Consider the following 26,049-nt stretch of genomic DNA (forward strand, 5'->3'; position numbering starts at 1 on the left):
GCCAGAATCTATTTAACGCCAAGCAAGAAATCCTACTCACCGCCGGCGGCGCGTATATCCGCATCAAAGGCGGCAAAATCGAGCTGCACGCGCCGGGCAAGGTGAGCTTTAAAGGCGCAAGCCATGATTGGAGTGGGCCGAAGAGTATGAACATTCCTCAAGTGGCGTTACCTCGTTATGAGCCACCTCAAGGAGCGTATGCCGCACGCTACCAACTTTTTAAAGATGATCGTCGACCTTATGATGGGTACAAATACAAAATTGTCGGCGCCGATGGTGAAGTATTAAAGTCAGGAATCACCGATATGAATGGATGGACTGAATTTGCCAATACCGAGGAGCGAACGGGCATTAAAGTCTACAAATCCGTAATGCGTGAGAGCGAGCGCATTACCGAGGCATGGGAAAGCAAGCTAAATTCAGCTGTTTCTCGTGCAAAATCAAATAAGGCGGGAAAATAATATGCCATTACCCGCTGCCGTAGTTTGGGGTGTTATTGAGGTGACTGCTGCTGCAGTAACTACCTATGAAATGTATGATCTTGGTAAGTCACTTTATGAAGATATTGAAAAATACGACCGAAATCTTGATCAGGCCAAAGACGAATTAAGAAAAAAGATTGAAGCGATAAAAAAAGAAATCGGCCAAAACATCGATGAAAAAGCAGAGCGTGGTTTTTTGGCTGCCATGTCAGAGCAAGACCGTGGTATGCAAAGCGAAAATACACGTAATGCTAAAGGGCGTGCTGGTAATAGTAGCCCTGAGATTATCGCCGCGATTAAGCAGACGATTCCATTTCGTAAAGTAATTGGTATGGTGTGCGCGCAAGCCGATAAAACACCTGCGATCGGCTTACGGCGAAAAAAAGGCGTTACGATCCAAGATCTGCCCAAAGCCAAGCAGAAGATATTGTTGGAGTTGCTGGCATTAAGTGCAGAAGAATTGGCTGATATTAAGGATATTGATCAATTTATTCTGGTGAGACTCAAACAGTTAGTCGCCAATTTCATTTTTGAATTTATCGACGAGGTGTTGAGCTGGCGTAGTCCATTGAAAGCTGAAGTCTGCTTTGGACCCCCCGCCAAATTTGATGATCCCAAATTGGCTGGCACAACGCGGTTGTTAAGGACGGGCAGCAAGTTGAACCCGTTCTATCCTGCACCCTATCGCCAGCGCGGCAGTTGTAGTGCTGATCTGGTCATACCGGATTACCGCAAGGATCCGCTCAAAAAAGATAATCTGTTTGCCATTATCGAGATCAAATTTCCAGGGGATAGCATCAAAACGGAGCAATTCAAAAATTACGACAGGCTAGCCAAAACGGCCGCCAAGATCAAGACAGATGCTGCCTCGCTTTCTCGCACCAACGGCCAGAAAGGCGTAGGCACGGGCTGCCGTGTTGCTCTATTCCGCTACCCCGAGGATGTGGCGGTCGATCAAAATGAATCTAGTAAGCACCCCGATAAAACCCCAGATAAAGAAGGCCGACGCGGTAACCGTGGCGGCAATCGTTAAGGAAAAGTATGAGCACTGCAGAACTCTATTTATCTGAAGAAGAAATCGCTGAGTTTATTGCTGAAACTCGCATTGAATCACAATATTTCTACGGCGACGAAGGGCAGCAATACGGCGTTTGTCCCTACATCACTTTCTATATTTACCACAGCAAAGAAGACTTTCTACGCATCAGCCACGAGGTGATCGAGTTGCATCAGGAACTACAAGAGCTGATCGACTCGCCTTATAAAAAGGTCTACAACAGCAAAACGCAAGCTTGGGCCAAAGCGACCCCCGAGAAACTGGGGCGTGAGATGTTGCATGAACATGCACGATTGGCAGCAGAATATGGCTTCAAATCGTTGTATGTCCAAGCCACTGATATGGATAGCCCTGCGGCCTCAGCGCGCTGGGCGTTTTCTGCTGCCGTCGATTACACCCCAGAAATGTGCTACACCACGGTCAAGATTACCTTTCGCGACAGTTGGTACTGCAACAATCAGGCTACATGGCATAACTTTGTCGAGCGCTGGCTAAAACGCCTGCAACCCGAGCAGTGTTATAGCGGCTACGAAATTGGCACTACCACCATTGGTGTGATGGGGGCGTATGAAAGCGATGTGATGGAGCGCATTTGTGCAGATCATTTTTATGGGCTGGATATCGATCATGCTCAAAAAATGGGCTATCACAATCACGATGACGAAGATGGATATATTAATTATTCAGATCTTGGGGCTGGTATTCGCACACCAACTTGGGGCTTTTTGCTAAGCCCCTTGTGGCGCAGCAAATTAGGCAAGAGCGTGGCCGAGGTGAAAGCGCAGCTGGCTCATCCCGATATCCAAATCAGCGAAATTCCGTATCCGGTGGGTAAGCACAATCCGGAGGGTGAGCCTGCATTGTGGATCCGTTTGGGCGAATTAAGTTTGTATCCAGTCGATGAAGGTTTGCCAGAGTTGCCTGTCATCGCTAATGCGTTAATTAAGCCGATACGCTGTGATCATTTACAGTTATTTACGTTGGACCCATGGGCAGATGACCCGAATCCACGTTTTGATTTTGAAAATGGCCCACTTTGGATGGCGCGCTTCGATCCCGATAGCCAATGGCCTAGTGCTGAAACTAGAAAACCATTATTAAAAACGAGCACGATTTATAACGGCCGTTGTGAATTCAATGGGGTCAGAGTCAATTGATTTCTTTATTTCCACACTCTACGCACCACTTGGCCTACAGGCAAGGCCCAACGTTTACCGAAAATGAATTAAAAAACTGCTGAAAATCAATTGACTCCGACCCCTTTGATTCCACAACACTTATGAGTCTATTGGGGCTAAAACTCAAGCGCTGGCTGGTTTGAGCAAGGCTAGTCTCGGCCAAGCATCTTTAAGCGCCTTTGCAATAGATTAAGCAACGCTGCTGTAAAAATTGCTGCAAGGCTTGAATTACAGGGCTGATTTGGCGTCGATCGGCACAGAGTAAATTCAGCGGTGCAGATTCACCCAGCCAGTCTGGACAAAGGCGAACCAAGCGGCCGGATTCAAGATCGTTAATGACATCCAACGTTGATTTATATGCAATGCCCCGCCCTGCCACTGCCCAACGTCGGACGGCATCACCGTCTGGCGACACACGATCCCCGCTCACTTGAATTGACACCTCTTGCCCCTGCCAATCAAATCGCCAGCGATCATAGACATCATCACCCAGCATAAAGCACAAGCAGTTGTGATTGACTAAATCGTCCAGCTGCAGCGGCGTGCCATGCTGGGCCAGATATTCTGGTGATGCACACAGTACGCGGCGATTATTGCTGGCGATGGGCAGTGCCACCATATTGGAATCGGGCAAGCTGCCATAGCGCAAAGCGAGATCAACTTGTTCGCGGTAAATATCCGCCAGCCGATCCGATATCGTTACACGCAGCGTAACTTTTGGGTATAGCGCCTGAAAATCATCCAACCAAGGCAGTACAATATTGCGCCCCAAATCAGAAGGCAAAGAGATTTGCAGCACGCCGCGCAAAGTGGCTTCCCCAGAAATCAATGACTGACACGCATTCATAATCATTTGCACGCCGGGCTGACAATGCGCCAAAAACAATTGCCCTGCAGGGGTTAAACGCAGACTACGCGTTGAGCGCACAAACAGCACCGTATTGAGCTCGGCTTCGAGTCGCTTGATCGCGGCACTGGTGGCCGCTGGTGTTAAATCAAGCTGACGCGCCGCCTCTGACAGACTGCCAGCTTCGGCGGTACGAATAAAGATTTCCAGCTCACGCAGTATTTTCATCACCCACCTACTAGAGTCATTCATCTTCAACAAATTATTGAAAATATTTCCAAAGATTGCCAGTTTATCAATTATTCATAAAGATGAATAATGCAGTCTAAGTTGCAGCCGACGCGATGCCGCGTCAACCCAACCCTTTGAATACGCTGCTTGACAGTCAAAGGGCCACTCATTTGCTGGAGAGCACGATGAATTTATTATTCAACCCACTGAATATGCGTCAACTAAGCCTAGCCAACCGTATTGTTATGGCGCCAATGACTCGCAGCCGCACCACGCAACCGGGTGATATTCCGAATGCCATGATGGCGACGTATTATGCCCAGCGTGCGACAGCAGGATTAATCATCAGCGAGGCAACACAGATTTCTCGCCAAGGCCAAGGCTATAGCTTCACGGCTGGCATCTACAGCGATGCGCAAATTGCCGGTTGGCGCGAAGTGACTGAGGCGGTGCATGCCGCTGGCGGGCGGATTTTTTTGCAACTCTGGCATGTGGGTCGAATGTCGCATCCGGTGTTTCATGATGGCGCGCTACCTGTTGCGCCATCGGCCATCGACCCCCAAGCCCAAGTTTGGGTGGTGAATGCCGATGGCGTCGGCGGCATGGTGGATTGCCCCGAGCCACGCGAACTGGCTCATGCTGAAATTGCCGGCATTGTGCAAGATTTTCGCCAAGGCGCGATCAATGCGATGGCGGCGGGCTTTGATGGTGTTGAAATCCACGGTGCTAACGGCTATTTAATTGACCAGTTTTTACGCACCACCTCAAACCATCGCCGCGATGAATACGGTGGCAGCACCGAAAATCGCCTGCGTTTGCTAGCGCAAATCACCAAGGCGATTGCCGATGAAATTGGCGCCGAGCGCGTTGGCGTACGGCTTGCTCCTTTTATTACTGCGCGCGGCATGAATTGCCCCGAGATTATTCCTACGATTTTGGCCGCAGCGAGCTTGCTCAATGCGTTAAATATTGCCTATCTGCACCTTTCTGAAGCCGATTGGGATGATGCACCACAAATTCCAGCGCAGTTTCGCCAGCAATTGCGCCAAGTGTTTAGCGGAAAAATCATCGTCGCGGGTGGCTACACCGCCAGCAAAGCGCACGACGTGATTGCGGCGGGCTACGCTGATTTAGTGGCTTTTGGTCGTCCCTTTGTTGCCAACCCCGATCTAGCCGCACGCTTTGCGCGTGACGAGCCCTTGGCCGATTTAAATCCAACACAGCTATTTGGCGGCGATGCGCGCGGTTACATCGACTACCCCAGTTATACCGACCATCAATAATCATCACTTGGAGATCTCAGCATGAAAGCCGTTGCCTATCAAACCGCGCATTCACTCGGCGCTAGCGCCACATTGCAAGACATTGAATTAGCCGACCCAACCCCGACTGGGCGTGATGTTATGGTGGCCGTGAAAGCTATTTCTGTTAATCCCGTCGACACCAAAGTGCGTCAAGGCGCTAGCGCCGCAGCGGGAGAATGGAAAATATTGGGTTGGGATGCCGCCGGCATCGTCCAAGCCGTCGGACCAGAAGTAACGCTATTTCAGCCCGGTGATCGCGTGTGGTATGCCGGCGATATTTCCCGCCAAGGTAGTAATGCTGAGTTGCAATTGGTCGATGAGCGCATTGTCGGCAAGATGCCAAACTCACTGGATTTTGCTGCTGCTGCCGCACTACCGCTAACCAGTATTACCGCATGGGAAATGCTGTTTGATCGACTGAAAATCGCCAAGGATAGCGCGCAAAAAACCCAGCAGCTATTGATTATCGGCGCGGCAGGTGGGGTTGGCTCGATTATGATTCAACTCGCACGCCAGCTCACCGGCATCACCATTATCGCCACCGCCTCGCGTCCAGAAACCCAAGCTTGGGTGAAAGAACTAGGCGCGCATCATGTCATTGATCACAACAAAGTGATCAGTGAGGAGCTCAAGCGCATCGGCTTTGATCAGGTCAGCCATATTGTCAGCCTGAATCAAACTGACTCGCATTTTGCGCAAATCGTTGCGAGCATTGCACCGCAAGGACAATTTGGCCTGATTGATGATCCCGCGCCGATCGATATTAACCTGCTCAAACGCAAAAGCGTTTCGCTGCACTGGGAATTGATGTTCACGCGCTCGTTATTTCAAACCAGCGATATGATCGCGCAACATCATCTACTCAATGAAGTGGCGAGCTTGGTCGATGCGGGCTTAATTCGCAGTACGGTGAATGAAAACCTTGGGCCAATCAACGCCGCCAATCTACTGCGCGCTCATGCTTTACTCGAGAGCGGTCAAGCACGCGGCAAAATGGTTCTAGCGGCTGAGTAACACAAAAATGCCCCGATTGATTCGGGGCATTTTGTTGGATACGCCATCGTATTCGGTATTTAGGACTTCGAAGCGTTAACGATTAAACCCCAGCACCATGCGCTTGCTCATCAGCGTGGTAGCTAGAACGAACCATTGCGCCGACTGCCGCATGCTTAAAGCCTAACTCATACGCGTGTTTTTCAAAGACTTTGAATTGATCAGGGTGTACGTAGCGCAGTACGGGTAAATGGCCGTTGGATGGTTGCAGGTACTGACCGATGGTAATCATGTCAATATCATGCGCGCGCATATCGGCCATCACTTGGAACACTTCTTCATCGGTCTCACCCAAGCCAACCATAATGCCTGATTTGGTGCTAACGGCTGGATAAAGGCGTTTGAATTCTTTGAGCAAATCTAATGAATGCTGGTAATCCGAGCCCGGGCGCGCTTGCTTATACAGGCGCGGTGCGGTTTCTAAATTATGATTCATCACATCGGGCAAAGCGTCTTTAAAGATTTCCAGCGCCAATTCAACCCGGCCACGAAAATCAGGTACCAGTACTTCAATTTGTGTTTCTGGGCTCAATTGACGGGTGGTTTGAATGCACTCAGCAAAATGCGCGGCCCCACCATCGCGTAAATCATCCCGATCGACCGAGGTAATGACCACATATTTAAGCTTTAGCGCAGCAATCGTTTCGCCCAAGTGACGCGGTTCGTGCTCATCGAGCGGATTAGGCCGGCCATGGCCCACATCACAGAACGGGCAGCGCCGCGTACAGATGTCACCCATGATCATAAAGGTGGCGGTACCCTTACCAAAACATTCACCAATATTGGGGCAACTCGCTTCTTCACAGACGGTATGCAGTTTTTGCTCACGCAAAATCTGTTTGATTTCATAAAAGCGGCTGTTATGGCTGGCCGCTTGCACGCGAATCCATTCGGGCTTTTTGATTTTGGTTTCAAGCTGAACGATTTTAATCGGAATACGGGCCGTTTTTGCTTCACCCTTTAACTTAACACCGACTTCTTTACTTGCCGGTTTGCTGGTGGGCACGCTGGCCCCTTCTTTGATTTGATCTGTCATATCGTCCGAATTACCGTACTTTTTATACGGGTAATTGCTTGATTTGTTGAAGAATTTTGTCGGCCATTTTACCGAACAAATCTGCGGGTGTCTTGTTAATCCCCATGTCGAGCATGCGCGTGACTTGCAAACCTTGATAGCCACATGGATTAATTTGCTGAAAGGGTGCCAAATCCATGCTGACATTCAATGCCAAGCCATGATAACAACAGCCATTTTTAATCCGCAAACCCAAGCTGGCAATTTTAGCTTCAAAATCAAAGCCCTCGCGATGCAACATCACATACACGCCCGGCGCGTCCACTTTGCCGTAGGCGCTAATGCCTTCATCGGCCAAAACCGCGATCACGCTGTTTTCGAGCAAGCGCACCAAGTCGCGCACACCCAATTTATGCCGCCGCAAATCAAGCAGTAAATACGCAATCAGCTGCCCCGGGCCATGGTAGGTGACCTGCCCACCCCGATCGATCTGCACGATCGGAATCGCGCTTTGGCTCAAAATATGCTCCGGTTTGCCCGCTAAGCCTTGGGTAAATACCGGTGGATGCTCCAGCAGCCACAACTCATCGGGCGTGGTGGCACCCCGTTGACTGGTAAATGCCTGCATCGCCTCAAAGGTCGGCAAATAATCAACTTGCCCTAACTGTTTTACAATCAAATCTGGCACTTAAAGCACCATACGAACCATATGATGCGCGCGCAATGCGGCGTCAAGCGCATGCACTTGCTCGACATTTTCAAAGGTAATCATCAAGGTTAAGGCATGGTAATTACCACTACTGGACGCGCGGTGCTCAATTTGGTCTTCAACAAAATCGGCAATCAGTCCTTGCGTGACTTGGACAATTTCTTTGACAAATTCAGCATGGCTAATGCTTTTATGACTCACCACTTTCACCGGAATTAAGACTGGAAACGTAACTAAATCTTCCAGTTTCTGACTTGGCACATCTGTAAAACCTACCATTATGCTTACTCCTGTCCACGGTGCATCACCGTCATTTTAAAATCTTGGTACAAACCATACATTGTCTTATATATGGGGCCAACTTGGCCATTTCCTACTGCTTGCCCATCCAAATTCACGATGGCGAGGATTTCTTTCGATGAAGACGTCAACCAGACCTCATCGGCATCGCGCAGCATCTGCTCCGTGACCGGCTCGAGCTTGAGTGGTAGATCATGCTGGCGAGCCAGCTCTAAAATCACGTCATAGGTAATCCCGGTGAGCATTAAATTTGACGGCGCTGGCGTATAAATTACCGCGTCTTTAACGATAAAAATATTGCTCGCAGCGCCCTCAGTCAATACGCCATCGCGCAATAAAATCGCCTCGGCAACGCCCGCATCCACCGCCTCTTGCTTGGCCAGTACATTCGCCAATAAAGAAATGGCCTTAATATTACAGCGCTGCCAACGAAAATCATCACAGGTGATGGCGCTGACACCCGATTCAATCGCCTGCGCTGGTGGCGGCTCAAGCGGATCGGCAAACATCAATACCGTCGGCGTGGCTTGTAGCGGAAAAGCATGCTGGCGCGGATACGCGGGGCCGCGCGACACTTGCAAATAAATCGATTGATCAACAAAAGTTTGCGCTTGGATAAGGCTCTGAATATGCTCGCGCCACATTGGCAGCGAATACGGGTTTTCCATGCTAACTTGGGCCAAATTATGAGCTAGCCGCGCTAAATGCTCATCCAAACGAAAAGCAACCCGTTGATAAACCGGAATCATTTCATAAACGCCGTCACCCAATAAAAAGCCTCGGTCCAATACCGAGATTTTTAACGCAGCCAACGGCGCAAATTGACCATTTAAAAAAGCGATTTTATGCGGTATTTGCATGGCAGATCCTATCAAGTAAAGCGCCGTTACGACACTGCGTCGCAATGTGGCGCAATTGATTCGTAGGGCTTGGAGAGATTTGTATTCTCAGTCTATACTCAGCGGTATTTTCAAACAAACGTTTCATAAGGTGGATCCATGAGCGACTTAGCTGCCCGTTTCAAAACCGCACAAGATGAAGTAGTGAATCTTAATGATGCCCCCGACGTTCAAACCAAGTTACGTCTTTACGCGCTGTATAAACAAGGCAGCGAAGGCGACGTCAGTGGCAATCGTCCTTCTGCGATTCAATTTGTTGCACAAGCCAAATACGATGCATGGGCCAAATTAATTGGCACCAGCAATGACAGCGCAATGCAGATGTATATTGCGCTAGTGGACGAATTAAAAGCCAAAGACGAATAAACCCCTAGGGGGTATTTGCCAGGGCCAGATACTGCGTTACAAAGCGCTGGCGTAGAATAACTACGCTGCGCGCTTCGTGCCTTGCCTCAGGCCAAAATCCGCATAAACGCGGTTGGCAAACCAAACGTCAACAGACCCTAGAGAACTAAACCCTTTTTTTGTATTTGCATAGTTTCAAATTGCGCGGCAGTGATGGGTTGGCTAAATAAATAGCCTTGAATCGAATCCGTTCCTGCCGAGCGCAAAAATGCCAATTGCGCCTCAGTCTCGACCCCTTCAGCCAATACCGACATGCCCAGCGTTTTACCCAAACCGATGATCGCCATCACAATCGCCGCATCATTCGGATCTGAACTAATATCACTGACAAAGCTTTGATCGACTTTTAATTTATCAAATGCAAAGCGCTTTAAATACGCCAAGCTGGAATAACCAGTACCAAAGTCATCCAAAGACAATTTGACGCCAAGCCGTTTAATGCCCTGCAACGTGAGCATCACCTGCTCCACTTCTTGCATCATGACCGATTCAGTCACTTCAATTTCGAGATATTGAGCGGCCAGCCCTGACTGATCCAGTGCAGTTTGAATCAGTTGCAATAAATTAGCCTGATGCAATTGCATGGGCGACATATTGATGGCGATGCTAATTGGCGCCAGCCCCGCACGTTGCCACTGTGCAGCAAGACGACACGCCTCGAGCATCACCCAATTACCAATGGGTAAAATCATCCGTGATTCTTCGGCAATCGGAATAAATTTCACTGGCGAAACCAAGCCTTTTTCTGGATGATGCCAACGAATTAAGGCCTCTGCGCCAATAATCAATCCGTTTTCTAGGCTCACCTGAGGCTGAAAATACAGTTCAAATTCATTATTCTCTAACGCTTGACGCATACTGGTTTCTAAAATCAATCGCTCCGAAGCCCGCGTATTCATATCGGCAGTAAAGTATTGATAATTATTGCGCCCATTGGCTTTGGCCTGATACATCGCCACATCGGCATTTTTAATCAACACATCAGGATCATGCCCATCATCCGGAAAGACACTAATCCCAATCGACGTCGACGTTGCAAAATTACCGGCTTCTAAAGTAAATGATTGCTGAAACGACGATAAAATCCGATCAGCCACATCACCGGCAATCAACGGATTGGGCAAGTCGGCCAATACCAAAACAAATTCATCGCCACCAAGGCGAGATAAGATGTCTTGCTTGCCGACAATCTGTCTTAAACGCGTAGCCAGCTGTGATAACACCATATCACCGGCAGAATGGCCTAAAGAATCATTAATGGTTTTAAAGCGATCTAAATCTAAAAATAACACCGCGAGTTTGCGATTGTATTTTTCCGCACTGGCCAAGGCCAAACGCAGCTCATCGCGCAATAAATTGCGATTAGCCAAACCGGTGACGCTATCAAAATTGGCCAATTCAGTAATGCGATCTTGCGCTTCTTTACGCTCGGTAATATCAGTCATAGTGCCAATTAAACGACTGGGTTTACCGCGTGAATCAAAATCAACAAATTTGCCTCGGGTTTGAAACCAACGAAACTCACCGCGCTTAATTTTTCGCCGAAAATCCACCGCAAATTGTGCCGAATGTCCGGCGTAATAGTCTCGATAGGCCGCAACGGCTTGCTCTTTATCAATGGGATGTAATTGTTCTTTCCATTTATCAAAAGTCTCAACCAATTCACCTGGCGCATAGCCCAATAAACGATCATATTCCGGGCTGGTAATCGCCGTTCGGCGGCCATCTAATGGCATATCAAATAAACCCGTGCTCGATGCTTCTAAAGCCAAACGCAATTGCTGCTCAGATTTAACGATGGCTTCTTCTTGCATTCGCCGCTCCGAAATATCTCGCACCACGGCACAGTTATATTCTTGGCCTTTAAATAAAATGTAATTGGAATGCACTTCACACGGAAATGTTTCTCCGGTGCGGGTTTTTAAACAAATCTCATCGAATAAATGTCGATGTTGCCGCAATAAATCCCAGAATTTAGGCCAGCTATCGGGTTTAAAATTCGGATTAATATCTCGAAAACGCATTGCCAACAAATCATGCTCGGCATAGCCAAATCGATGACAGGTTGTGGCATTCACATAGCGAATATGCCCAGCAGGATCGAGCCAAATGGCCATATCGGCACCATTTTCAATGGCGACTTTAGTCAAATATAAATCAGCCTCAGTTCTTTCTAATCGGGTTAATTGTCGCAACACATAAATGAGTAAAGCCGATCCGGCCAGCAGTAGCGTTAATGCAATTCCTAGTGTGATATACGTTTCTCGCCACCAAGTGGCCAGCACGGCATCTCGATCAATACCAATTGAGACCCCCAATGGCCAGCCGACAACCCGATGCCAGCCATAAATTCGTGCAGCTTGATCTAAAGAATGACTTTCATAAAACACGCCCTTTTCGGTACCGCTAGAAACACGCTCAAAGAAATCTTGATGCGATATATCCCGCCCTACTTCACCCGCTAAAAATGGATAGCGTGCCAAAGAAATACCGTCATCACGAAATAATCGAATCACGATATCTTTATTATTGGCCATTGAACTATAAAATTTTTGGAAATAATCCGGATTGAGTCCCGCAACAATAACGCCTGAAAAATTAGTTTTGCTATCCAAAATAGCGGTTACAAATGGAATCACATCGTGTTGGATGATTGGGTCGCTTTGCTGCTCAGCGATATAATATCGTGCTTGTGGGCGTGACCTTGCCACACGGAAAAATTGTGCGTTTGCGACATTGATTTTTGCAATCGGATGTTTCACGCTGGAAGCGGCTAATTCGCCGGTGTCCCAAGCAAAAGCTAGGCTACTTAATTGCGGATATCGAACCACAACCCGCTGTAGATAAGCATGCAAGCACGCGGGGTCTTTCACGGCGACGCAAGATTGAAAGACCGCATCTTGCTCAATGGCCGACAAAGCAAACATGGTCGATTCCATCGTGCGACCAACATGCTCTTCAAACGCGCGGCTGAGCAATAGCATTTCTTGCTCAGCTTTGGCCAGCGCCGCCTGATAGCTGCGCCAAATCGAAATACCCTGTATGACTAAGGTGGCCACAAAAATACAAATAAACAATGCCACCAAAACATGACGAATTCGCCCTAAAGAATCTATTGATTCTGCTTGCTCTGGCTTAGAAAGGGTGTTGGTCACGCAGTCTTTCTCGATGAAATAAATAAAGTGAAACCTCAGTAGCGTAAGATTGTGCTTTATTCTGAATATAAAAACATCTATTACCCATCAGTCATGGTTTTTTAGTCATGAATTACTACGATATTCTTTGTTTCAAATAAAACTTGCCGCAAAAAACTGAATGGGTGCCAAAAGCACTGCGGCGGTTTCAACACCTAGATTGAACATGAGTGATTTGAAAGCAAAAAAAAACAAGGAAGGGATAAGCCTTCCTTGTTTTAATCAATGCAATTAACGTGTAATTGGCTTATAGCGAATTCGTTTTGGTTTTGCGCCTTCTTCACCTAAGCGTTTTTTCTTATCCGCTTCATATTCTTGATAGTTGCCGTCAAAGAAATTCCATTGTGAATTACCTTCTGCGGCCAAGATATGCGTTGCAATCCGGTCAAGAAACCAACGATCATGCGAAATAACAAACACCGTACCGGCAAATTCAAGCAATGCATCTTCTAGCGCACGCAATGTTTCGACGTCCAAATCATTCGATGGCTCATCGAGCAGCAATACATTGCCGCCTTTGAGTAGCGTTTTAGCCAAATGCAAACGACCGCGCTCACCACCGGATAGATTACCAACTAATTTAGCTTGATCGCCGCCTTTAAAGTTAAAGCGCCCTAAGTAAGCACGGCTGCTCATTTCAAACTTGCCAACGCTGATCACATCATTGCCATTGGCAACGTCTTGGAACACCGTTTTGTCGTTTTCTAAGCCTTCACGACTTTGTTCAACAAACGCCATTTGCACGGTTTGACCAATTTCAACTTCACCACTATCGGGTGCTTCCTTGCCAGCGATCATCTTAAATAAGGTTGATTTACCAGCACCGTTAGGCCCGATAATGCCGACAATCGCGCCAGCGGGTACGTTAAAACTTAAATCATCGATCAAGAGGCGCTCACCAAAAGCTTTGCTCACCCCTTTAAATTCAATGACTTTTTCGCCCAAACGTTCTGCAACCGGGATAAAGATTTCTTGTGTTTCATTGCGTTTTTGATGCTCAAAGCTAGAGAGTTCTTCAAAGCGCGCAATACGGGCTTTTGATTTAGCTTGACGCCCTTTCGGGTTTTGACGAACCCATTCTAATTCTTTGTTTAAGGCTTTTTGACGTGCCGACTCTTGGGATTCTTCTAACTTGAGACGCTCTTCTTTCTTTTGCAACCAAGTTGAATAATTGCCTTCCCAAGGAATACCATGTCCACGATCGAGCTCCAAAATCCACTCGGCGGCGTTATCCAAGAAGTAACGATCATGCGTTACGGCAACGACAGTACCTGGGAATCGCACCAAAAATTGCTCTAACCATTCCACCGACTCTGCATCCAAGTGATTGGTTGGCTCATCGAGCAGCAACATATCTGGCTTAGACAACAGCAATTTACACAAGGCAACGCGGCGCTTTTCACCACCGGACAACTGACCAACGATCGCATCCCAATCGGGTAAGCGCAGCGCATCGGCAGCGATTTCAAGTTGCAGCCCTAAATTATCACCCGCACCGGCCGAAATAATCGCCTCTAAACGACCTTGTTCTTCGGCCAAAGCATCAAAATCAGCGCCTTCTTCGGCGTAAGCGACATAAACCGCTTCCAATTTAGCTTGCGCTTCAAAGACTTCACCTAAGCCACTTTCAACTTCTTGGCGCACGGTATTTTCAGCATTCAACTCTGGTTCTTGAGCTAAGTAGCCAATTTTGATGTTAGGTAAATGCTGAACTTCACCTTCGAATTCTTTTTCAACGCCAGCCATAATCTTCAGAACAGTCGATTTACCCGAACCATTCAGACCCAGCAAACCAATTTTTGCGCCAGGGAAAAAAGACAATGAAATATCTTTAATAATTTGACGTTTTGGCGGAACAATCTTGCTCACTCGGAGCATAGACATCACATATTGAGCCATGAGTAACCTATAAAAAGTCGGAAATATAATAGGGCTAGAGTTTACCAGTCCCAGTCCATGCCGCGCCATCTTTCATATTGGTCCAGCCATTGCTCATTGTGATGCATCAGACCTATATTACTCGGTGGCCTTTACTTTAAATTGCTCAGCAAGCAATACCCGAACCATTCAATGAAGTGCGCCCCCATACCGTGGCCTGAGTGCCATTGAACGCATTGGCCAGCTTGATCGATCGTGGCGCAAAATTAAAATCAATCTCTTGTGCCGGATTCGCGAGGCGATGCGTCATTTGCGCAATGTGAGTAATCATGCCTTGTCCATCACTCACGATATACAGCCCCATAAAACGCTGCGCCATCGGGCGTACTGCGGCGGGCAATTGGGCAATATGCCGGACTGATAAGAGTTGCGCCGAGCCACGCCAAGCTGGCTGCACCCAAACTTCAAGCAATGCTAGCGGGATACGCAAAGCTTGCTGCTGCAAAAAGGCATGGTCAGAGAGACGAAAACGAATTGACATGATGGCGACTCCATATAGAACGTACGTTCACAATACTAGAGTCTAACCATCATCGCAAGGCAAAAAAGAACGTTTGTTCTATAAAACAACGCTAAAATAGACCCCGTCGATGGATGTCCATTTACCCATGAGGGTATGCATCGCTACTGTATGAACAGGAAAGCAAAGCAGGCAATACCCCGTTGTTGTTTATTGTTCTAATAAGGCTTTTTTGAGTTTGTCTGGGATATTTGACAGCACCAGCGTATCGCTGTGTTTGTCGTAAATCACCGCGCCCGAGCGCAAGCTAGCACGATCAAACTCCAGCTTCCATTCTGGCGCAGCGGCTTTAAAGCGCATCAGCGGTTTAATCGCTCGACGATCTGGCACAAAACCATCGATCAAACCCAGATCTTCATGTTGCAAAGCCGCCTGCAATGCTTGTGGCGCATCCGGATAAATTTGACTGGCGACCTCGGCTAAGTTCACTTCGCCCTGCTCATTGCCCATTTCATCGAGTAAATTGTGCGCCCGCTGAAACACTTCGTCACGATCTTGTGCGCTCAGCGCTTGCTGCTCGACAAATTGTTCCAGCCCTTTAACTAGCTTTTGGGTTTCTTTGAGCGGCGTGACCATATCGTTACAACCCAAGAACAATTTAAAATACGCCGCCACATCGCCGCGACCGCGCAAAAAGCTCACATAACGCTCACCACCGGCTTGCCATACGCCCAAATCAATTCGCCCTGCAACGCGCAAATGATCCATATCCAAGTGAATGCTGTCTTCCAGGTGCATCTCTGCATTCACGGCCGTGCCAATCACTTCGCCGACCAAGGCAAAAAAGAGAAAGTCCATCTCGCCATTGCTAACGTGCGCCATCAACACATAGCCGCCGCTGGCCTCAGCCTCTTGCTCGGCACGCACTTGCAACTGCGCGATCGCTTGCTGAGAAAACCCAAGAAAATCCGCATCATCCACGTAGCGACGCACCAAGGCCGGCATCGGATATTCATGCTCGTCTTCTTCAAACTTGCCAAAGCCTTTGCCATTGCGACTGCCGTACAACTGGCATAGATGGTCGACCAAACGCTGCGCCGCACTATTGAGTGGCATTTCAGTCGAGCTCAATGCCACCCGTGCCGGGCCATTGGGCTCTTTATGTAATTGATGAATGATTAAATGCTGGATGGTATTGGGTGAGGTCGACATACAAGAATCCTTAAATCAGATTCCCTATTATCCCACCGAATGCAGTGACTAGATATCGCGAGCTGTCGTTTCATGCTCAAAGGTCGTGTTGCTTTGTAACTGAATCAGCACTTGGCAGCAATCCTCAATATGGGCGTTACCCAGCATGCGCATCGCGCCATAGCTAATTCCGGCGGCGATGGCGGAGCCTAAAAACGGCACAAATTTCGCTGCTTGCTTACTCGCCAGTCGAACCCCCACACGTTTGAACGCCAAGAGTAGTAATTCTTTTGACAAATACTTACCAATTAAACTCGAGCTCAGCGAACTAACAATCACAAAAACGCGCTGTTTTAACTGCGGATTAAGCTGATTGATTTGCGCCGCACTTAAGCCAAACCTTTGATTAATCTGCTCCACCATCCGCGACATAATCGCCACGTCGGCACCGATATCGAGCCCCGGAATCGGCACTATGGCAATCGCGCCCGACACCATCGATTGCTTGGCCACCATGCTGCGGCATTCAATTCGAAGCTGTTCGATTTCAGACAAAGTCATCGCTTGCATTGTGGGCCTTTGTTAAATATTCACTGACCGATAGACTCAACAAAAATCGAAGAGTTCCAAGTTGCCACCCAATTCAATTTAAAGGATTTAAGCAGGTATTCATCTCTAAGCTATATCAATAACCGTATAGAACTAAATACCCTTCAATAGCTGCCATTTACCATTGAGTAAACCCTCAATCGGTCGATACTGGGTTTTGTATTCCATTTTGCGGCAATCTTTAATCCAATAGCCCAAATACACGTATTGCAAGCCCAGCTGCTTAGCTAAGCCAATTTGCCACAACACATTAAAAACCCCCAAACTACGCGCCGGCAGGTCAGGATCAAAAAAGGTATACACCGACGAAAGTCCATCATCGAGCTGATCGATCAAACTGACCATCACGACCACGCCATTTTCGGTAAATTCGGCCAAAAAACTCGCCACCTGGCTTTTTAAAATAAACCCACGGTATTGCTCATGCCCGTCTTGGTCCATACCACCGCCGCTATGCCGAGATTGCTGATAACGTTGGTATAACAAAAAATGCTCTTCGCGAAACTCAAGTTTCATAATCCGCACCTTGAGCGACTCATTGTGCTTTAAAGCACGGCGCTGACTACGGCTGGCAACAAAATCCAGTACCGGCAAACGCACTGCAACGCAGGCTTGGCAATGATCACACCACGGCCGATACACAAACGAACCACTACGGCGAAAACCTTGCTGCACTAATTGGCTATAAGCCCCAGTGGAAATCAACTCAGAAGGCACTGCAACTTGTGAACGGGCGGCCTGATCTTCTAAGTAACTACAAGGATATGGGGCGGTGGCATAAAACTGCAATTGAACTGTATGCTTACGAAATGTATCGTTCATGCGACACCTATAGACAAGCTAATTGGTATGGGAATATGACCACGGCCCAAGTCGACCAGGCTGGGCAAGTTGAACTTCTAGCTTAGCAATAAATTCATCACGAGCAATCTCTCTGGCCCCAAACCGCGCCAAATGATCCGTATGCATTTGGCAATCAATCATGACAAAACCTGCCGCAGCCAACCATTGCACCGCGTGCACAAAGGCGATTTTTGACGCATCTGAACGACGCGCAAACATCGATTCACCATAGAACATCTTGCCAATGGCCACACCATACAAACCGCCCACTAGCTCATCATCCATCCAACACTCAAAGCTGTGTGCAATCCCTTGTTGATGTAGTGCGTGATAGGCCGCCAGCATCTCGTCGCTAATCCACGTTGCAGCAACGCCGGCTCGCGGGGCTGCACAACCTTGCATCACCGCACTAAATGCCGTGTCAAAAGTCACACGATACGGACGATGACGCAATACTTTGCCTAGTGACTTAGGGATAACCAGCTCATGACTAAACAAGACCATGCGTGGATCGGGACTCCACCACAAAATCGGTTCGTTGGGCATAAACCAAGGAAATATGCCCTGCCGATACGCCATTAAAATGCGCTCGGACGACAAGTCGCCCCCCGCCGCCAATAAACCACTGGGTTCTTTGAGCGCCTGTGTCAACGGCGGAAAAGCTGAGTGATGATCTAACCACGGAATCATAGCGGGATCTGCACAAAAACTTTATTTCTTGGCTTTAATTTGGCAGGGATTACAAATGCCATAGATATACATTTCATGATCTTGAATTTCAAAACCATGCTTAAGCGCAATCGCGTCTTGTCGTGCTTCGATTTCTGGATCAAAAAACTCTTCAACCGCACCACATTTCACACAAACCAAATGATCGTGATGCTCTTCTTGCTTTAATTCAAACACGGCTTTACCGGTCTCAAAATGATGACGCTCCAAAATCCCTGCTTGCTCAAATTGAGTGAGCACTCGATATACCGTTGCCAAACCGACATCAATTTCTTCAACCAATAACATCCGATAAACATCTTCGGCAGTCAGGTGGCGCGCACCACTGGTTTCAAACAGATTCAAGATCTTTAATCTTGGCCCTGTCGCCTTCAAACCCATGCCTTTTAATTCAGCCGCTTTGCTCATTGTTCTACCCTTCTTTGTTCCCCAGTCGTGCGGGAGTTACACAATCCGGTTATGATATAGCGTTTCCCGGTGACGCGCACCGGCATCCACGAGCGAATCAAACCAAGATGAAGGCCAGACTACTAACCGCATTTGTGACCGGCAGCCTATTATTAAGTGGCTGCAGCGTGGTCAATTTTATCACCCCTTATAAACTAGATATTCCGCAGGGCAATGAAATCACCGCCAAGCAAGTTGCCTTGCTACGAGTGGGAATGACTCGCTCGCAAGTTCGTTTTGCGCTTGGCACTCCTTTACTGACCGATCCATTTCATAAAGATCGCTGGGATTATATTTATCGGGATAGCCGAGGCGGGAAAGTCAAAGAGGCAAAAAACTTTGTGGTTTTCTTTAATGAAAACAGCCTAGTACGCTGGGATGGCGATTATTTACCGGATCCAACAGCAACACCAACACCAACAGAGAAGACTCGGCCATTAGCACCTGCCAATGATAATTTATTGATGGCAGTCGACCCGAGCAATCCAGATTCAAAAATCATCGAAGTGAAACCGCTATTGAATGAAGGTTTTTAAATTATGACGATTAAAATCGCCATTGCTGGCAGTAGCGGCCGAATGGGCCGCATGCTGATTGAAGCAGTACACGCTTCGGATGACGTCGAACTGAGCGTGGCGCTCGATCGTGTAGGTAGCGACGCCATTGGTCAAGATGCGTGTGCGCACACAGGAAAAAATTGTGGGGTTTTAATTACCGATCAATTATCGGCATTGCAATATGCGGATATCTTAATTGATTTTACCCGTCCAGAAGGCACGCTTGAACACCTGATTGTTTGCCAGCAATACGGCGTTAAAATGATTATTGGCACCACCGGTTTCGATGAAGCAGGTCGTGCCATGCTCGAAGCTGCAAGCCAAAAAATCGCCATCGTTTCTGCGTACAATATGAGCATTGGCGTCAATCTAGTATTTAAATTACTTGAGATTGCTGCTGGTGCACTTAATCATGGTTATGATGCAGAAATTGTCGAAATGCACCACAAACATAAAGTTGATGCCCCTTCAGGCACGGCCATTGCAATGGGACAAGCCATTGCCAAAGCATGGGAGCAGTCACTCAACGAGATTGCAGTGTGGTCTAGAGAAGGCATTACTGGCCCACGTGAAGATGGCAAAATTGGCTTTGCAACGCTACGCGGTGGCGATGTGATTGGTGATCATACGGTGGTCTTTGCCGGAGAAGGCGAGCGCATTGAGATCACTCACAAAGCCAGCAACCGTACTATTTATGCCCAAGGTAGCCTACGTGCTGCTCGATTTTTACAGCAAAAAACAACGGGCCTTTACGACATGCAAGAAGTATTAGGCTTAAAATAGCCAGTGGCGTTTGACCATCAAAGTGACAAATGAAAATGCAGTTATTGATTTTTATACGCAGGCGCAAATTGGTTTATTTCAGTCTATTTTTGTATTTAAACAATAGAAAAATCAAAGCCTGTCAGACTGAACATTCGCACTAACTTAAGAGTCAAGCACCAAACAAAAACGAGGCATTAAGCCTCGTTTTTTTATTACAAAAACATTTATTACAAAAACATTTATTACAAAAACATTGATCAACAAATAACAACCAACTACTTTATCAAAAAACAAACTTCAGTTTATAAACAGTGCTTAATCATTAAAATGAATGACGCAGGTATTAAGATCAACCTGCACGTTTAAACTAAAAAGTATGAATCAGTTAAAACAAAGTAACGGTTTATCAAAAGAGTACCAAATCGACACTCCGTAAAGTGAAGCAACTCTATCACTATTTCATGCTACAAAAATACTGCACTACGGCAATGATCATAATAATGATCAGAAATGGCAAAACTAGCCAGGGTTGAGCAAACTAAAAACATCGGAATCAATCAAATATGACCTCCTTTGCTACAGTTCAACTACGAAAAACCAGTGCAATACAAAGAACATCGAAATGTAATTACATTCCTGTTGAAAGCTGTTAGTTCGATTGCTTTCAAATTTGCAATACATAAACTAAATATTAAAGCCGCTATGGGCAGAGATCAAAAGATTGATCTTAATTAGCATTAAATGCTAGGCACCAAACACATGACACTGGAATCAATCAAATATTGCCCCCTATCTACTGTTTAGTAAAGATCAGCAATAAGATCATCATTGAAGACTGCTCTTTTGTTGCTGTAGTATTACTCTATTCCTAAATATTCATTCCTGCAACATATCCTGATGACCAGGCCCATTGAAAATTGTAACCACCCAACCAGCCTGTCACATCAACAACCTCGCCAATGAAATACAAACCCGGAATTTCCCGCGCCATCATCGATTTAGACTGCAACTGATCTGTATCGACACCACCACGTGTCACCTCGGCTTTTTTATAACCCAAACTACCTGACGGCTTAATTTGCCATTGATGCAGTTCAGCCTCTAATCGCTGCAACTCTTTACTAGAGTATTGCTTGAGCGGCCTTATCTCACCATACTTAGCCAGCCATACCCCTACAAATCGTTTTGGTAATACATCAGCTAAAACCGTCGATAACAAGGCATCTCGATTGGCCGTTCTTAAAAAGTCAGCCAAATCTAGGTCCGGTATTAAATCAATTTCGAGCGTTTTTCCCGCCTGCCAAAAGCTAGATATTTGCAAAATAGCCGGACCAGAAAGGCCTTTATGCGTCAATAAAATCGACTCGCGAAATGATGTATTTTCACAACTCACCACAACATTTTCTAATGCAACACCGGCCAATTCAGTCCATAAGTCTTCGGCTTGAAAGGTCAAAGGCACTAATGCTGCCGCCAAAGGTTGTAAATTGAGCCCAAATTGCTTCGCCACTTCGTAGCCAAAGGCCGTTGCGCCAATTTGCGGGATAGATAAGCCCCCTGTGGCAATCACCAATGCATCGCTAAGCCAAACTTCGGTCGCAGTCGTCACTTGAAATTGCCCCGCTACTTGTGCTACCGCGATGACTTCAGTCCCCATGCGCCAAATCACATCGCCCAAATTGACCTCCGCTTTGAGCATCTCAATAATGCCTTGAGAGTTTTGATCACAAAACAATTGCCCCAAGGTTTTTTCGTGATACGTTAAGCCGTGCTTATCCAATAAAGCCATAAAATCAAACTGCGTGAATTGCTTGAGTGCTGATTTCACAAAATGCGAATTATTTGAGAGATAACACTCCGGCCGAACATTCAGATTGGTGAAGTTGCAACGTCCACCACCAGAAATTCTAATTTTCTCAGCTAATTTTTCACTGTGATCCATCAAGACCACCTGACGGCCACGCTGGCCAGCAGTGGCCGCGCACATTAAGCCAGCAGCACCAGCACCGATCACAATGACATCCGTTTTATTCATCAAAACCGTCCTTATATTTAGTCCCAATTGTACCGCTTTCACCCCCCTCTCACCGCTAAAGCTGAACCCCAATGGCATTATTACTGACGCATTCAATCGCTTTGCGGCGTAAAATTACAGCACACTGATAAATCCCTAGGATTGACCCCATGCAAAAATTGATTGTTTCTGACTTGGATGGCACGTTGCTTGATCATGAACACAAAGTCGATGCGTTCACTGCCGCCACATTCCAAGCACTTGCTCAACAAGGCGTGCAGATTGCCATTGCCACAGGACGTCATTTTTTAGATGTACAAGGGATTCGTGAAACGCTCGGCGTGAGTGCCCACCTCATTACGTCGAACGGCGCACGTGTTCATGACCCAGCAAACAATGAGATTTTTGCCGAAAATCTAGACCCAGAACTCGCACGCGCTTTAATGCAGCCTGAGTTTTCTAATGGCTCATTACTCAATGCCTATGTGGATGCCGGCTGGTTAGTTGAACGGGAATGTCCAGAATTAGTGGGGGTGTATTACAAAGACTCGGGGTTTGGTTATCAAGTTACCGACTTAAAACACCACAATGGCGAAGACATCGCCAAAATTTTATATATCGGCGATCACGCCACACTCACCGCCATTGAAAGCAAAATTATCGACCGATTTGGCGACCAGATTTATATTACTTTTTCTGCTGATGATTGCTTAGAAGTGATGGCACCGACCGTATCCAAAGGCCACGCTCTGACTGCAGTTTTAGCTCGACTCTCGATAGATGCCGAACATTGCTACGCCTTTGGTGATGGTCAGAATGACATTCAGCTACTGGCGGTAGCTGGGCATCCATTTGTGATGGGCAATGCCAGCCCCAAACTTAAAGCCGCCCACCCCAATGCGCCAGTGATTGCTAGCAATGATGAACATGGCGTAGCGCAGCAATTAAGACAGATTTTTAAGCTTTAAGTTAACGCAAAAAAATAGGCCAATCTATTCAAATAGCTTTGAGCAACTCAACGACTGACCTTTAGGCCGATCGCTGAGTCACTCAAAGCCATTTTTATTCTTTTAACGACGTCACCAAGGCTTGAAACGAATTTTTTTCTTGATCAAAATCGTATAAAGCACCGCGTAAAATATCAAAATACCAACCAATTAAACTCAACGATCCTTCTTGAACTCGGCGAGCAATAAACGGAAAGCTCATCAAATTATCCAAAGAAACGATAATGGCCGCCATTTCGCAAGCACGAATTTGACGATCCGGTGATTTATGTGCCAATTCACGTTTGACCTGATCACGAGCGGCTTCGGCAATTCTTACCCAGCGACCAATAAAATTGGCCTCGGTTTTCGGCTCACTCGCTTCCATCAAAGCTTGAATCCCGCCACAACCAGAATGACCAAGCACGATAATTTTACTGACTTCTAAATGCTCAACCGCGTATTCAATCGCTGACGAAACCCCATGAAATGCGCCGTCAATTTCATACGGCGGCACTAAATTGGCCACATTACGAACAATAAATAAATCCCCCGGATTGCAATCGGTTAACAGCGCAGGATCAACGCGTGAATCAGAACAGCCTATCAATAATGTTTTTGGATTTTGGCCTGATTGCAACTCGGCAAATAAATCCCGATGCTCACCAAAATATTTATGTTGGAAGCGGCGAAATCCGCCAATAAACTTTTCAATCTCTTCCACTTGAAACCCCCTATTGCTATTTTGATTTTCGCGCAATTCTACTGGTTTTCCGCAGGGTGTGCGTATTCAAGCGTATTCGATTGTGAAGTGACAAAAAGTCATCGTATATTGACTCGTGCTTCACGCTCGCCAAATGCAGCGCAAAGCTAAAGTTCAAAATATTTGAACAAAATACACAAGTATTTACGCTATTCGTAAAGATCGTGAACGCTTATCATGCCTACACAATTCAGAAATACTGAATAAGGAACATACAACATGAAACATTCAGCGCCCAAAAATTATGATCCCTTGCAAATCAGCCTGCATTGGCTGATGGCACTACTGATCATTGCGGGATTTATTTTGGCATGGGTTTTTGCCGATATGCCCTTATCGCCAGATAAATTTAAAATGATTAACTGGCATAAATGGACGGGTATCACCGTGCTTGGCTTATTTTTCGTTCGCTTTGGCTACAAATTGCTCAAAGGCACGCCAGCAGTAGACCCTCAGTTGCCAGCGATGCAGCGTAAACTCGTCATTGGTGTGCATCATTTATTGTACTTATTGATGTTTTCCCTGCCTTTAGTTGGCTGGTTGATGAGTTCGGCCAAAGGCTTTACGGTGGTGTATCTTGGCAAGTTTGAACTACCTAATTTAATTCAGAAAAACGAAGTGATTGGCAATTGGCTTGCCAGTGCACACGAAGTCATCGCTTACACCCTATTAACGCTGATCGTATTGCATATTGCGGGAGCGATTAAACATCAAGTCATTGATAAAGACGCCACCCTTGCTCGCATGTTGCCTTTTTTAAATAAAAAATAAAGATTTAACGCTGGAGAGCACCATGTTTCGTTCCTTGATTGCCGCAAGCTTATTACTCATTGGCAGCAATGCTATTGCCGCACAAACACTAGTCACTGGAAAAAGTCAGCTTAGCTTTACCTTCAAACAAATGAATACCCCTGTTGACGGTAATTTTAAAAACTTTACTGCCAAAATTAACTTCAACCCCGCCAAGCCAGAAACGGCTAAAGCTGAAATCATCGTCGATCTCGCCAGCATTGATGTGGGTGGGCCTGACGGGAATGGTGAAGCCAAGAAAAAAGCTTGGTTTGATATTGCGAGTAATCCTAAAGCGACATTTACTGCCACCAGCGTTAAAGCATTGGGCGGTGGTAAATTTGAAACCAAAGGCAAGCTCATGATGAAAGGCATCAGTCATGACGTCAGCGGCACCATGATGGCTAAAGCGATCGGCAATGATTTACTACTTGAAGGCAGCATTCCGGTGCTGCGCCTGCAATACAAAATTGGTGACGGCGTTTGGGCCGACACCGGCACAGTGGCCGACGAAGTCATTGTGAAATACAAACTGCTAGTCACAGGCAAAGCAGATTAATCCATAGCGCCGTTAAAATTTGCTGCGCGCAGAGCGCTGATTTGTCATTCACTGCGCGTATCAAACTTTGTATCGACTTACCCCACTGGAGTTTTTAACCATGCATCAATTTATTCGCTCGGTTCTTTTTGCCTCTCTTGCTGCAACGGCCTTTGCCGCACCCGAGGTCTACACCATTGATCCATCGCATACCTTGCCGTCATTTGAAGTCAACCATCTCGGTTACTCAACTCAGCGTGGCTCATTTGATAAAAGCAGCGGCACCATCACGCTCGATTTAGCCGCCAAAACTGGCGCGACCAATATCATCATCGACACCACTAGCCTACGCTCAGGTTGGGAAAAACGCGATGCGCATTTAAAAGGCGAAGATTTTTTTAATACCGAAAAATTCCCAACCATGACCTTCAAAAGCAACGATTTTAAATTTGCTGGCGACAAACTAGTCAGTGTGGTGGGTGAGTTAACTTTATTGGGCGTGAGTAAACCCGTTACGCTTAAAGTGACCAATTTCAAATGCAGCCCACACCCGATGAGTAAAAAGCCAGCGTGTGGCGCAGATGCAAGCACCACCATTAAACGCAGCGACTTTGGCATGAGTGCTTATGTGCCTGCAGTGAGTGACGAAGTCACGCTGCGCATTCAGGTTGAAGCTAGCAAATAATTTTTAATTCACGATTGCTTTAAACGCATAAAGCCAAGCCCTCGTGCTTGGCTTTATCTTT

Annotated in this window: 27 protein-coding genes; 12 read left to right on the plus strand and 15 right to left on the minus strand. The window is 46.8% G+C overall.

Annotation, left to right across the window (positions count from 1 at the left end):
• The 3 genes from Q0V82_RS10190 to Q0V82_RS10200 all read left to right on the plus strand — a co-directional run.
• A partial coding sequence (locus tag Q0V82_RS10190; RefSeq protein ID WP_297575418.1) for a DUF2345 domain-containing protein occupies nt 1–461 on the plus strand: 461 nt, incomplete at its 5' end.
• A 1-nt stretch (nt 462) separates the two neighbouring features.
• On the plus strand, nt 463–1,515 hold the full coding sequence (locus Q0V82_RS10195) for a hypothetical protein (protein ID WP_297575420.1): 1,053 nt from the start codon (nt 463–465) through the stop codon (nt 1,513–1,515).
• Nucleotides 1,516–1,523: 8 nt separating this feature from the next.
• Nucleotides 1,524–2,696: a hypothetical protein gene (locus Q0V82_RS10200; RefSeq protein WP_297575422.1), complete on the plus strand. Its 1,173-nt coding sequence runs from the start codon at nt 1,524–1,526 to the stop codon at nt 2,694–2,696.
• A 190-nt stretch (nt 2,697–2,886) separates the two neighbouring features.
• Here the strand turns inward: Q0V82_RS10200 and Q0V82_RS10205 are convergent, their stop codons facing one another.
• The gene (locus tag Q0V82_RS10205; RefSeq protein ID WP_297575424.1) at nt 2,887–3,792 is read right to left on the minus strand and encodes a LysR family transcriptional regulator; all 906 of its coding nucleotides are present in this window, start codon (nt 3,790–3,792) and stop codon (nt 2,887–2,889) included.
• A 188-nt stretch (nt 3,793–3,980) separates the two neighbouring features.
• On the opposite strand from Q0V82_RS10205, the gene Q0V82_RS10210 reads away from it, so the two are divergent.
• Nucleotides 3,981–5,078, plus strand: a complete 1,098-nt coding sequence (locus Q0V82_RS10210; protein WP_297575426.1) for an alkene reductase — start codon at nt 3,981–3,983, stop codon at nt 5,076–5,078.
• A 21-nt stretch (nt 5,079–5,099) separates the two neighbouring features.
• Nucleotides 5,100–6,113 carry a zinc-binding alcohol dehydrogenase family protein gene (locus Q0V82_RS10215; RefSeq protein WP_297575428.1) on the plus strand — a complete coding sequence of 338 codons (1,014 nt, stop codon included), beginning with the start codon at nt 5,100–5,102 and terminating at the stop codon, nt 6,111–6,113.
• 82 nt (nt 6,114–6,195) lie between these two features.
• Here Q0V82_RS10215 and lipA read toward each other — a convergent pair whose 3' ends face one another.
• From lipA to Q0V82_RS10235, 4 genes are read right to left on the minus strand one after another with little or no spacing between them, the layout of a single operon-like run.
• The gene (gene lipA / locus Q0V82_RS10220; protein ID WP_297575430.1) at nt 6,196–7,188 is read right to left on the minus strand and encodes a lipoyl synthase; all 993 of its coding nucleotides are present in this window, start codon (nt 7,186–7,188) and stop codon (nt 6,196–6,198) included.
• Nucleotides 7,189–7,210: 22 nt separating this feature from the next.
• Nucleotides 7,211–7,846: a lipoyl(octanoyl) transferase LipB gene (gene lipB / locus Q0V82_RS10225; RefSeq protein WP_297575485.1), complete on the minus strand. Its 636-nt coding sequence runs from the start codon at nt 7,844–7,846 to the stop codon at nt 7,211–7,213.
• 9 nt (nt 7,847–7,855) lie between these two features.
• Nucleotides 7,856–8,155: a YbeD family protein gene (locus Q0V82_RS10230; protein WP_297575432.1), complete on the minus strand. Its 300-nt coding sequence runs from the start codon at nt 8,153–8,155 to the stop codon at nt 7,856–7,858.
• A 5-nt stretch (nt 8,156–8,160) separates the two neighbouring features.
• Nucleotides 8,161–9,036, minus strand: coding sequence for a D-amino acid aminotransferase (locus Q0V82_RS10235; RefSeq protein ID WP_297575435.1), 876 nt, complete (start codon nt 9,034–9,036; stop codon nt 8,161–8,163).
• 138 nt (nt 9,037–9,174) lie between these two features.
• Between Q0V82_RS10235 and Q0V82_RS10240 the strand changes: the two genes are divergently transcribed.
• Nucleotides 9,175–9,441, plus strand: a complete 267-nt coding sequence (locus tag Q0V82_RS10240; RefSeq protein WP_226764027.1) for an acyl-CoA-binding protein — start codon at nt 9,175–9,177, stop codon at nt 9,439–9,441.
• 137 nt (nt 9,442–9,578) lie between these two features.
• Here the strand turns inward: Q0V82_RS10240 and Q0V82_RS10245 are convergent, their stop codons facing one another.
• From Q0V82_RS10245 to fur, 8 genes are all read right to left on the minus strand, one after another.
• Nucleotides 9,579–12,635, minus strand: coding sequence for an EAL domain-containing protein (locus Q0V82_RS10245; protein ID WP_297575438.1), 3,057 nt, complete (start codon nt 12,633–12,635; stop codon nt 9,579–9,581).
• A 270-nt stretch (nt 12,636–12,905) separates the two neighbouring features.
• Entirely contained in the window at nt 12,906–14,573 is a 1,668-nt protein-coding gene (gene ettA, locus Q0V82_RS10250; protein WP_297575440.1) for an energy-dependent translational throttle protein EttA, read from the minus strand.
• Nucleotides 14,574–14,718: 145 nt separating this feature from the next.
• Nucleotides 14,719–15,093: a hypothetical protein gene (locus Q0V82_RS10255; protein ID WP_297575442.1), complete on the minus strand. Its 375-nt coding sequence runs from the start codon at nt 15,091–15,093 to the stop codon at nt 14,719–14,721.
• Between the two features lie 189 nt (nt 15,094–15,282).
• A complete protein-coding gene (locus tag Q0V82_RS10260) occupies nt 15,283–16,284 on the minus strand; it encodes a nucleoid-associated protein (protein ID WP_297575443.1) in 1,002 nt (333 codons plus the stop codon).
• A 48-nt stretch (nt 16,285–16,332) separates the two neighbouring features.
• A complete protein-coding gene (locus tag Q0V82_RS10265) occupies nt 16,333–16,833 on the minus strand; it encodes a DUF697 domain-containing protein (RefSeq protein WP_297575445.1) in 501 nt (166 codons plus the stop codon).
• A gap of 132 nt (nt 16,834–16,965) precedes the next feature.
• Nucleotides 16,966–17,694, minus strand: coding sequence for an arginyltransferase (locus Q0V82_RS10270; RefSeq protein ID WP_226764021.1), 729 nt, complete (start codon nt 17,692–17,694; stop codon nt 16,966–16,968).
• A gap of 18 nt (nt 17,695–17,712) precedes the next feature.
• A complete protein-coding gene (gene aat / locus Q0V82_RS10275; RefSeq protein WP_297575448.1) occupies nt 17,713–18,405 on the minus strand; it encodes a leucyl/phenylalanyl-tRNA--protein transferase in 693 nt (230 codons plus the stop codon).
• A 21-nt stretch (nt 18,406–18,426) separates the two neighbouring features.
• Nucleotides 18,427–18,852 (minus strand): ferric iron uptake transcriptional regulator, encoded by a 426-nt coding sequence (gene fur / locus Q0V82_RS10280; RefSeq protein WP_226764019.1) that lies wholly within the window; start codon nt 18,850–18,852, stop codon nt 18,427–18,429.
• Nucleotides 18,853–18,959: 107 nt separating this feature from the next.
• Between fur and Q0V82_RS10285 the strand changes: the two genes are divergently transcribed.
• Nucleotides 18,960–19,427 carry an outer membrane protein assembly factor BamE gene (locus Q0V82_RS10285; protein WP_297575450.1) on the plus strand — a complete coding sequence of 156 codons (468 nt, stop codon included), beginning with the start codon at nt 18,960–18,962 and terminating at the stop codon, nt 19,425–19,427.
• Nucleotides 19,428–20,231, plus strand: a complete 804-nt coding sequence (gene dapB, locus Q0V82_RS10290; RefSeq protein ID WP_374758539.1) for a 4-hydroxy-tetrahydrodipicolinate reductase — start codon at nt 19,428–19,430, stop codon at nt 20,229–20,231. It abuts the gene before it with no gap.
• Between the two features lie 850 nt (nt 20,232–21,081).
• Here the strand turns inward: dapB and Q0V82_RS10295 are convergent.
• A complete protein-coding gene (locus Q0V82_RS10295; RefSeq protein ID WP_297575454.1) occupies nt 21,082–22,248 on the minus strand; it encodes an NAD(P)/FAD-dependent oxidoreductase in 1,167 nt (388 codons plus the stop codon).
• A 149-nt stretch (nt 22,249–22,397) separates the two neighbouring features.
• Here Q0V82_RS10295 and Q0V82_RS10300 point away from each other — a divergent pair, with 149 nt between their 5' ends.
• The gene (locus tag Q0V82_RS10300) at nt 22,398–23,195 is read left to right on the plus strand and encodes a Cof-type HAD-IIB family hydrolase (RefSeq protein ID WP_297575456.1); all 798 of its coding nucleotides are present in this window, start codon (nt 22,398–22,400) and stop codon (nt 23,193–23,195) included.
• A gap of 94 nt (nt 23,196–23,289) precedes the next feature.
• On the opposite strand, the gene Q0V82_RS10305 is transcribed toward Q0V82_RS10300, so the two are convergent.
• The gene (locus Q0V82_RS10305; protein WP_173531829.1) at nt 23,290–23,937 is read right to left on the minus strand and encodes a carbonic anhydrase; all 648 of its coding nucleotides are present in this window, start codon (nt 23,935–23,937) and stop codon (nt 23,290–23,292) included.
• Between the two features lie 258 nt (nt 23,938–24,195).
• Here Q0V82_RS10305 and Q0V82_RS10310 point away from each other — a divergent pair, with 258 nt between their 5' ends.
• The 3 genes from Q0V82_RS10310 (at nt 24,196) to Q0V82_RS10320 (ending at nt 25,988) form a co-directional block, all read left to right on the plus strand.
• Nucleotides 24,196–24,747, plus strand: coding sequence for a cytochrome b (locus tag Q0V82_RS10310; RefSeq protein ID WP_297575459.1), 552 nt, complete (start codon nt 24,196–24,198; stop codon nt 24,745–24,747).
• Nucleotides 24,748–24,769: 22 nt separating this feature from the next.
• Complete coding sequence (locus Q0V82_RS10315; protein WP_297575461.1) at nt 24,770–25,324, plus strand: YceI family protein; 555 nt, start codon at nt 24,770–24,772, stop codon at nt 25,322–25,324.
• A gap of 100 nt (nt 25,325–25,424) precedes the next feature.
• Entirely contained in the window at nt 25,425–25,988 is a 564-nt protein-coding gene (locus tag Q0V82_RS10320) for a YceI family protein (RefSeq protein ID WP_297575463.1), read from the plus strand.
• Nucleotides 25,989–26,049: the final 61 nt, after the last annotated feature.

This window comes from uncultured Deefgea sp. (genome assembly GCF_947072475.1).
Lineage (GTDB): Bacteria > Pseudomonadota > Gammaproteobacteria > Burkholderiales > Chitinibacteraceae > Deefgea.

Bases quoted from the DNA above. Each gene is read 5' to 3' on its own strand.
- Q0V82_RS10195 (WP_297575420.1), top strand. From the start codon at position 463: ATGCCATTACCCGCTGCCGTAGTTTGGGGTGTTATTGAGGTGACTGCT.
- Q0V82_RS10200 (WP_297575422.1), top strand. From the start codon at position 1,524: ATGAGCACTGCAGAACTCTATTTATCTGAAGAAGAAATCGCTGAGTTT.
- Q0V82_RS10205 (WP_297575424.1), bottom strand. From the start codon at position 3,792: ATGAAAATACTGCGTGAGCTGGAAATCTTTATTCGTACCGCCGAAGCT.
- Q0V82_RS10210 (WP_297575426.1), top strand. From the start codon at position 3,981: ATGAATTTATTATTCAACCCACTGAATATGCGTCAACTAAGCCTAGCC.
- Q0V82_RS10215 (WP_297575428.1), top strand. From the start codon at position 5,100: ATGAAAGCCGTTGCCTATCAAACCGCGCATTCACTCGGCGCTAGCGCC.
- lipA (WP_297575430.1), bottom strand. From the start codon at position 7,188: ATGACAGATCAAATCAAAGAAGGGGCCAGCGTGCCCACCAGCAAACCG.
- Q0V82_RS10230 (WP_297575432.1), bottom strand. From the start codon at position 8,155: ATGGTAGGTTTTACAGATGTGCCAAGTCAGAAACTGGAAGATTTAGTT.
- Q0V82_RS10235 (WP_297575435.1), bottom strand. From the start codon at position 9,036: ATGCAAATACCGCATAAAATCGCTTTTTTAAATGGTCAATTTGCGCCG.
- Q0V82_RS10240 (WP_226764027.1), top strand. From the start codon at position 9,175: ATGAGCGACTTAGCTGCCCGTTTCAAAACCGCACAAGATGAAGTAGTG.
- ettA (WP_297575440.1), bottom strand. From the start codon at position 14,573: ATGGCTCAATATGTGATGTCTATGCTCCGAGTGAGCAAGATTGTTCCG.
- Q0V82_RS10255 (WP_297575442.1), bottom strand. From the start codon at position 15,093: ATGTCAATTCGTTTTCGTCTCTCTGACCATGCCTTTTTGCAGCAGCAA.
- Q0V82_RS10260 (WP_297575443.1), bottom strand. From the start codon at position 16,284: ATGTCGACCTCACCCAATACCATCCAGCATTTAATCATTCATCAATTA.
- Q0V82_RS10265 (WP_297575445.1), bottom strand. From the start codon at position 16,833: ATGCAAGCGATGACTTTGTCTGAAATCGAACAGCTTCGAATTGAATGC.
- Q0V82_RS10270 (WP_226764021.1), bottom strand. From the start codon at position 17,694: ATGAACGATACATTTCGTAAGCATACAGTTCAATTGCAGTTTTATGCC.
- aat (WP_297575448.1), bottom strand. From the start codon at position 18,405: ATGATTCCGTGGTTAGATCATCACTCAGCTTTTCCGCCGTTGACACAG.
- fur (WP_226764019.1), bottom strand. From the start codon at position 18,852: ATGAGCAAAGCGGCTGAATTAAAAGGCATGGGTTTGAAGGCGACAGGG.
- Q0V82_RS10285 (WP_297575450.1), top strand. From the start codon at position 18,960: ATGAAGGCCAGACTACTAACCGCATTTGTGACCGGCAGCCTATTATTA.
- Q0V82_RS10295 (WP_297575454.1), bottom strand. From the start codon at position 22,248: ATGAATAAAACGGATGTCATTGTGATCGGTGCTGGTGCTGCTGGCTTA.
- Q0V82_RS10300 (WP_297575456.1), top strand. From the start codon at position 22,398: ATGCAAAAATTGATTGTTTCTGACTTGGATGGCACGTTGCTTGATCAT.
- Q0V82_RS10310 (WP_297575459.1), top strand. From the start codon at position 24,196: ATGAAACATTCAGCGCCCAAAAATTATGATCCCTTGCAAATCAGCCTG.
- Q0V82_RS10315 (WP_297575461.1), top strand. From the start codon at position 24,770: ATGTTTCGTTCCTTGATTGCCGCAAGCTTATTACTCATTGGCAGCAAT.
- Q0V82_RS10320 (WP_297575463.1), top strand. From the start codon at position 25,425: ATGCATCAATTTATTCGCTCGGTTCTTTTTGCCTCTCTTGCTGCAACG.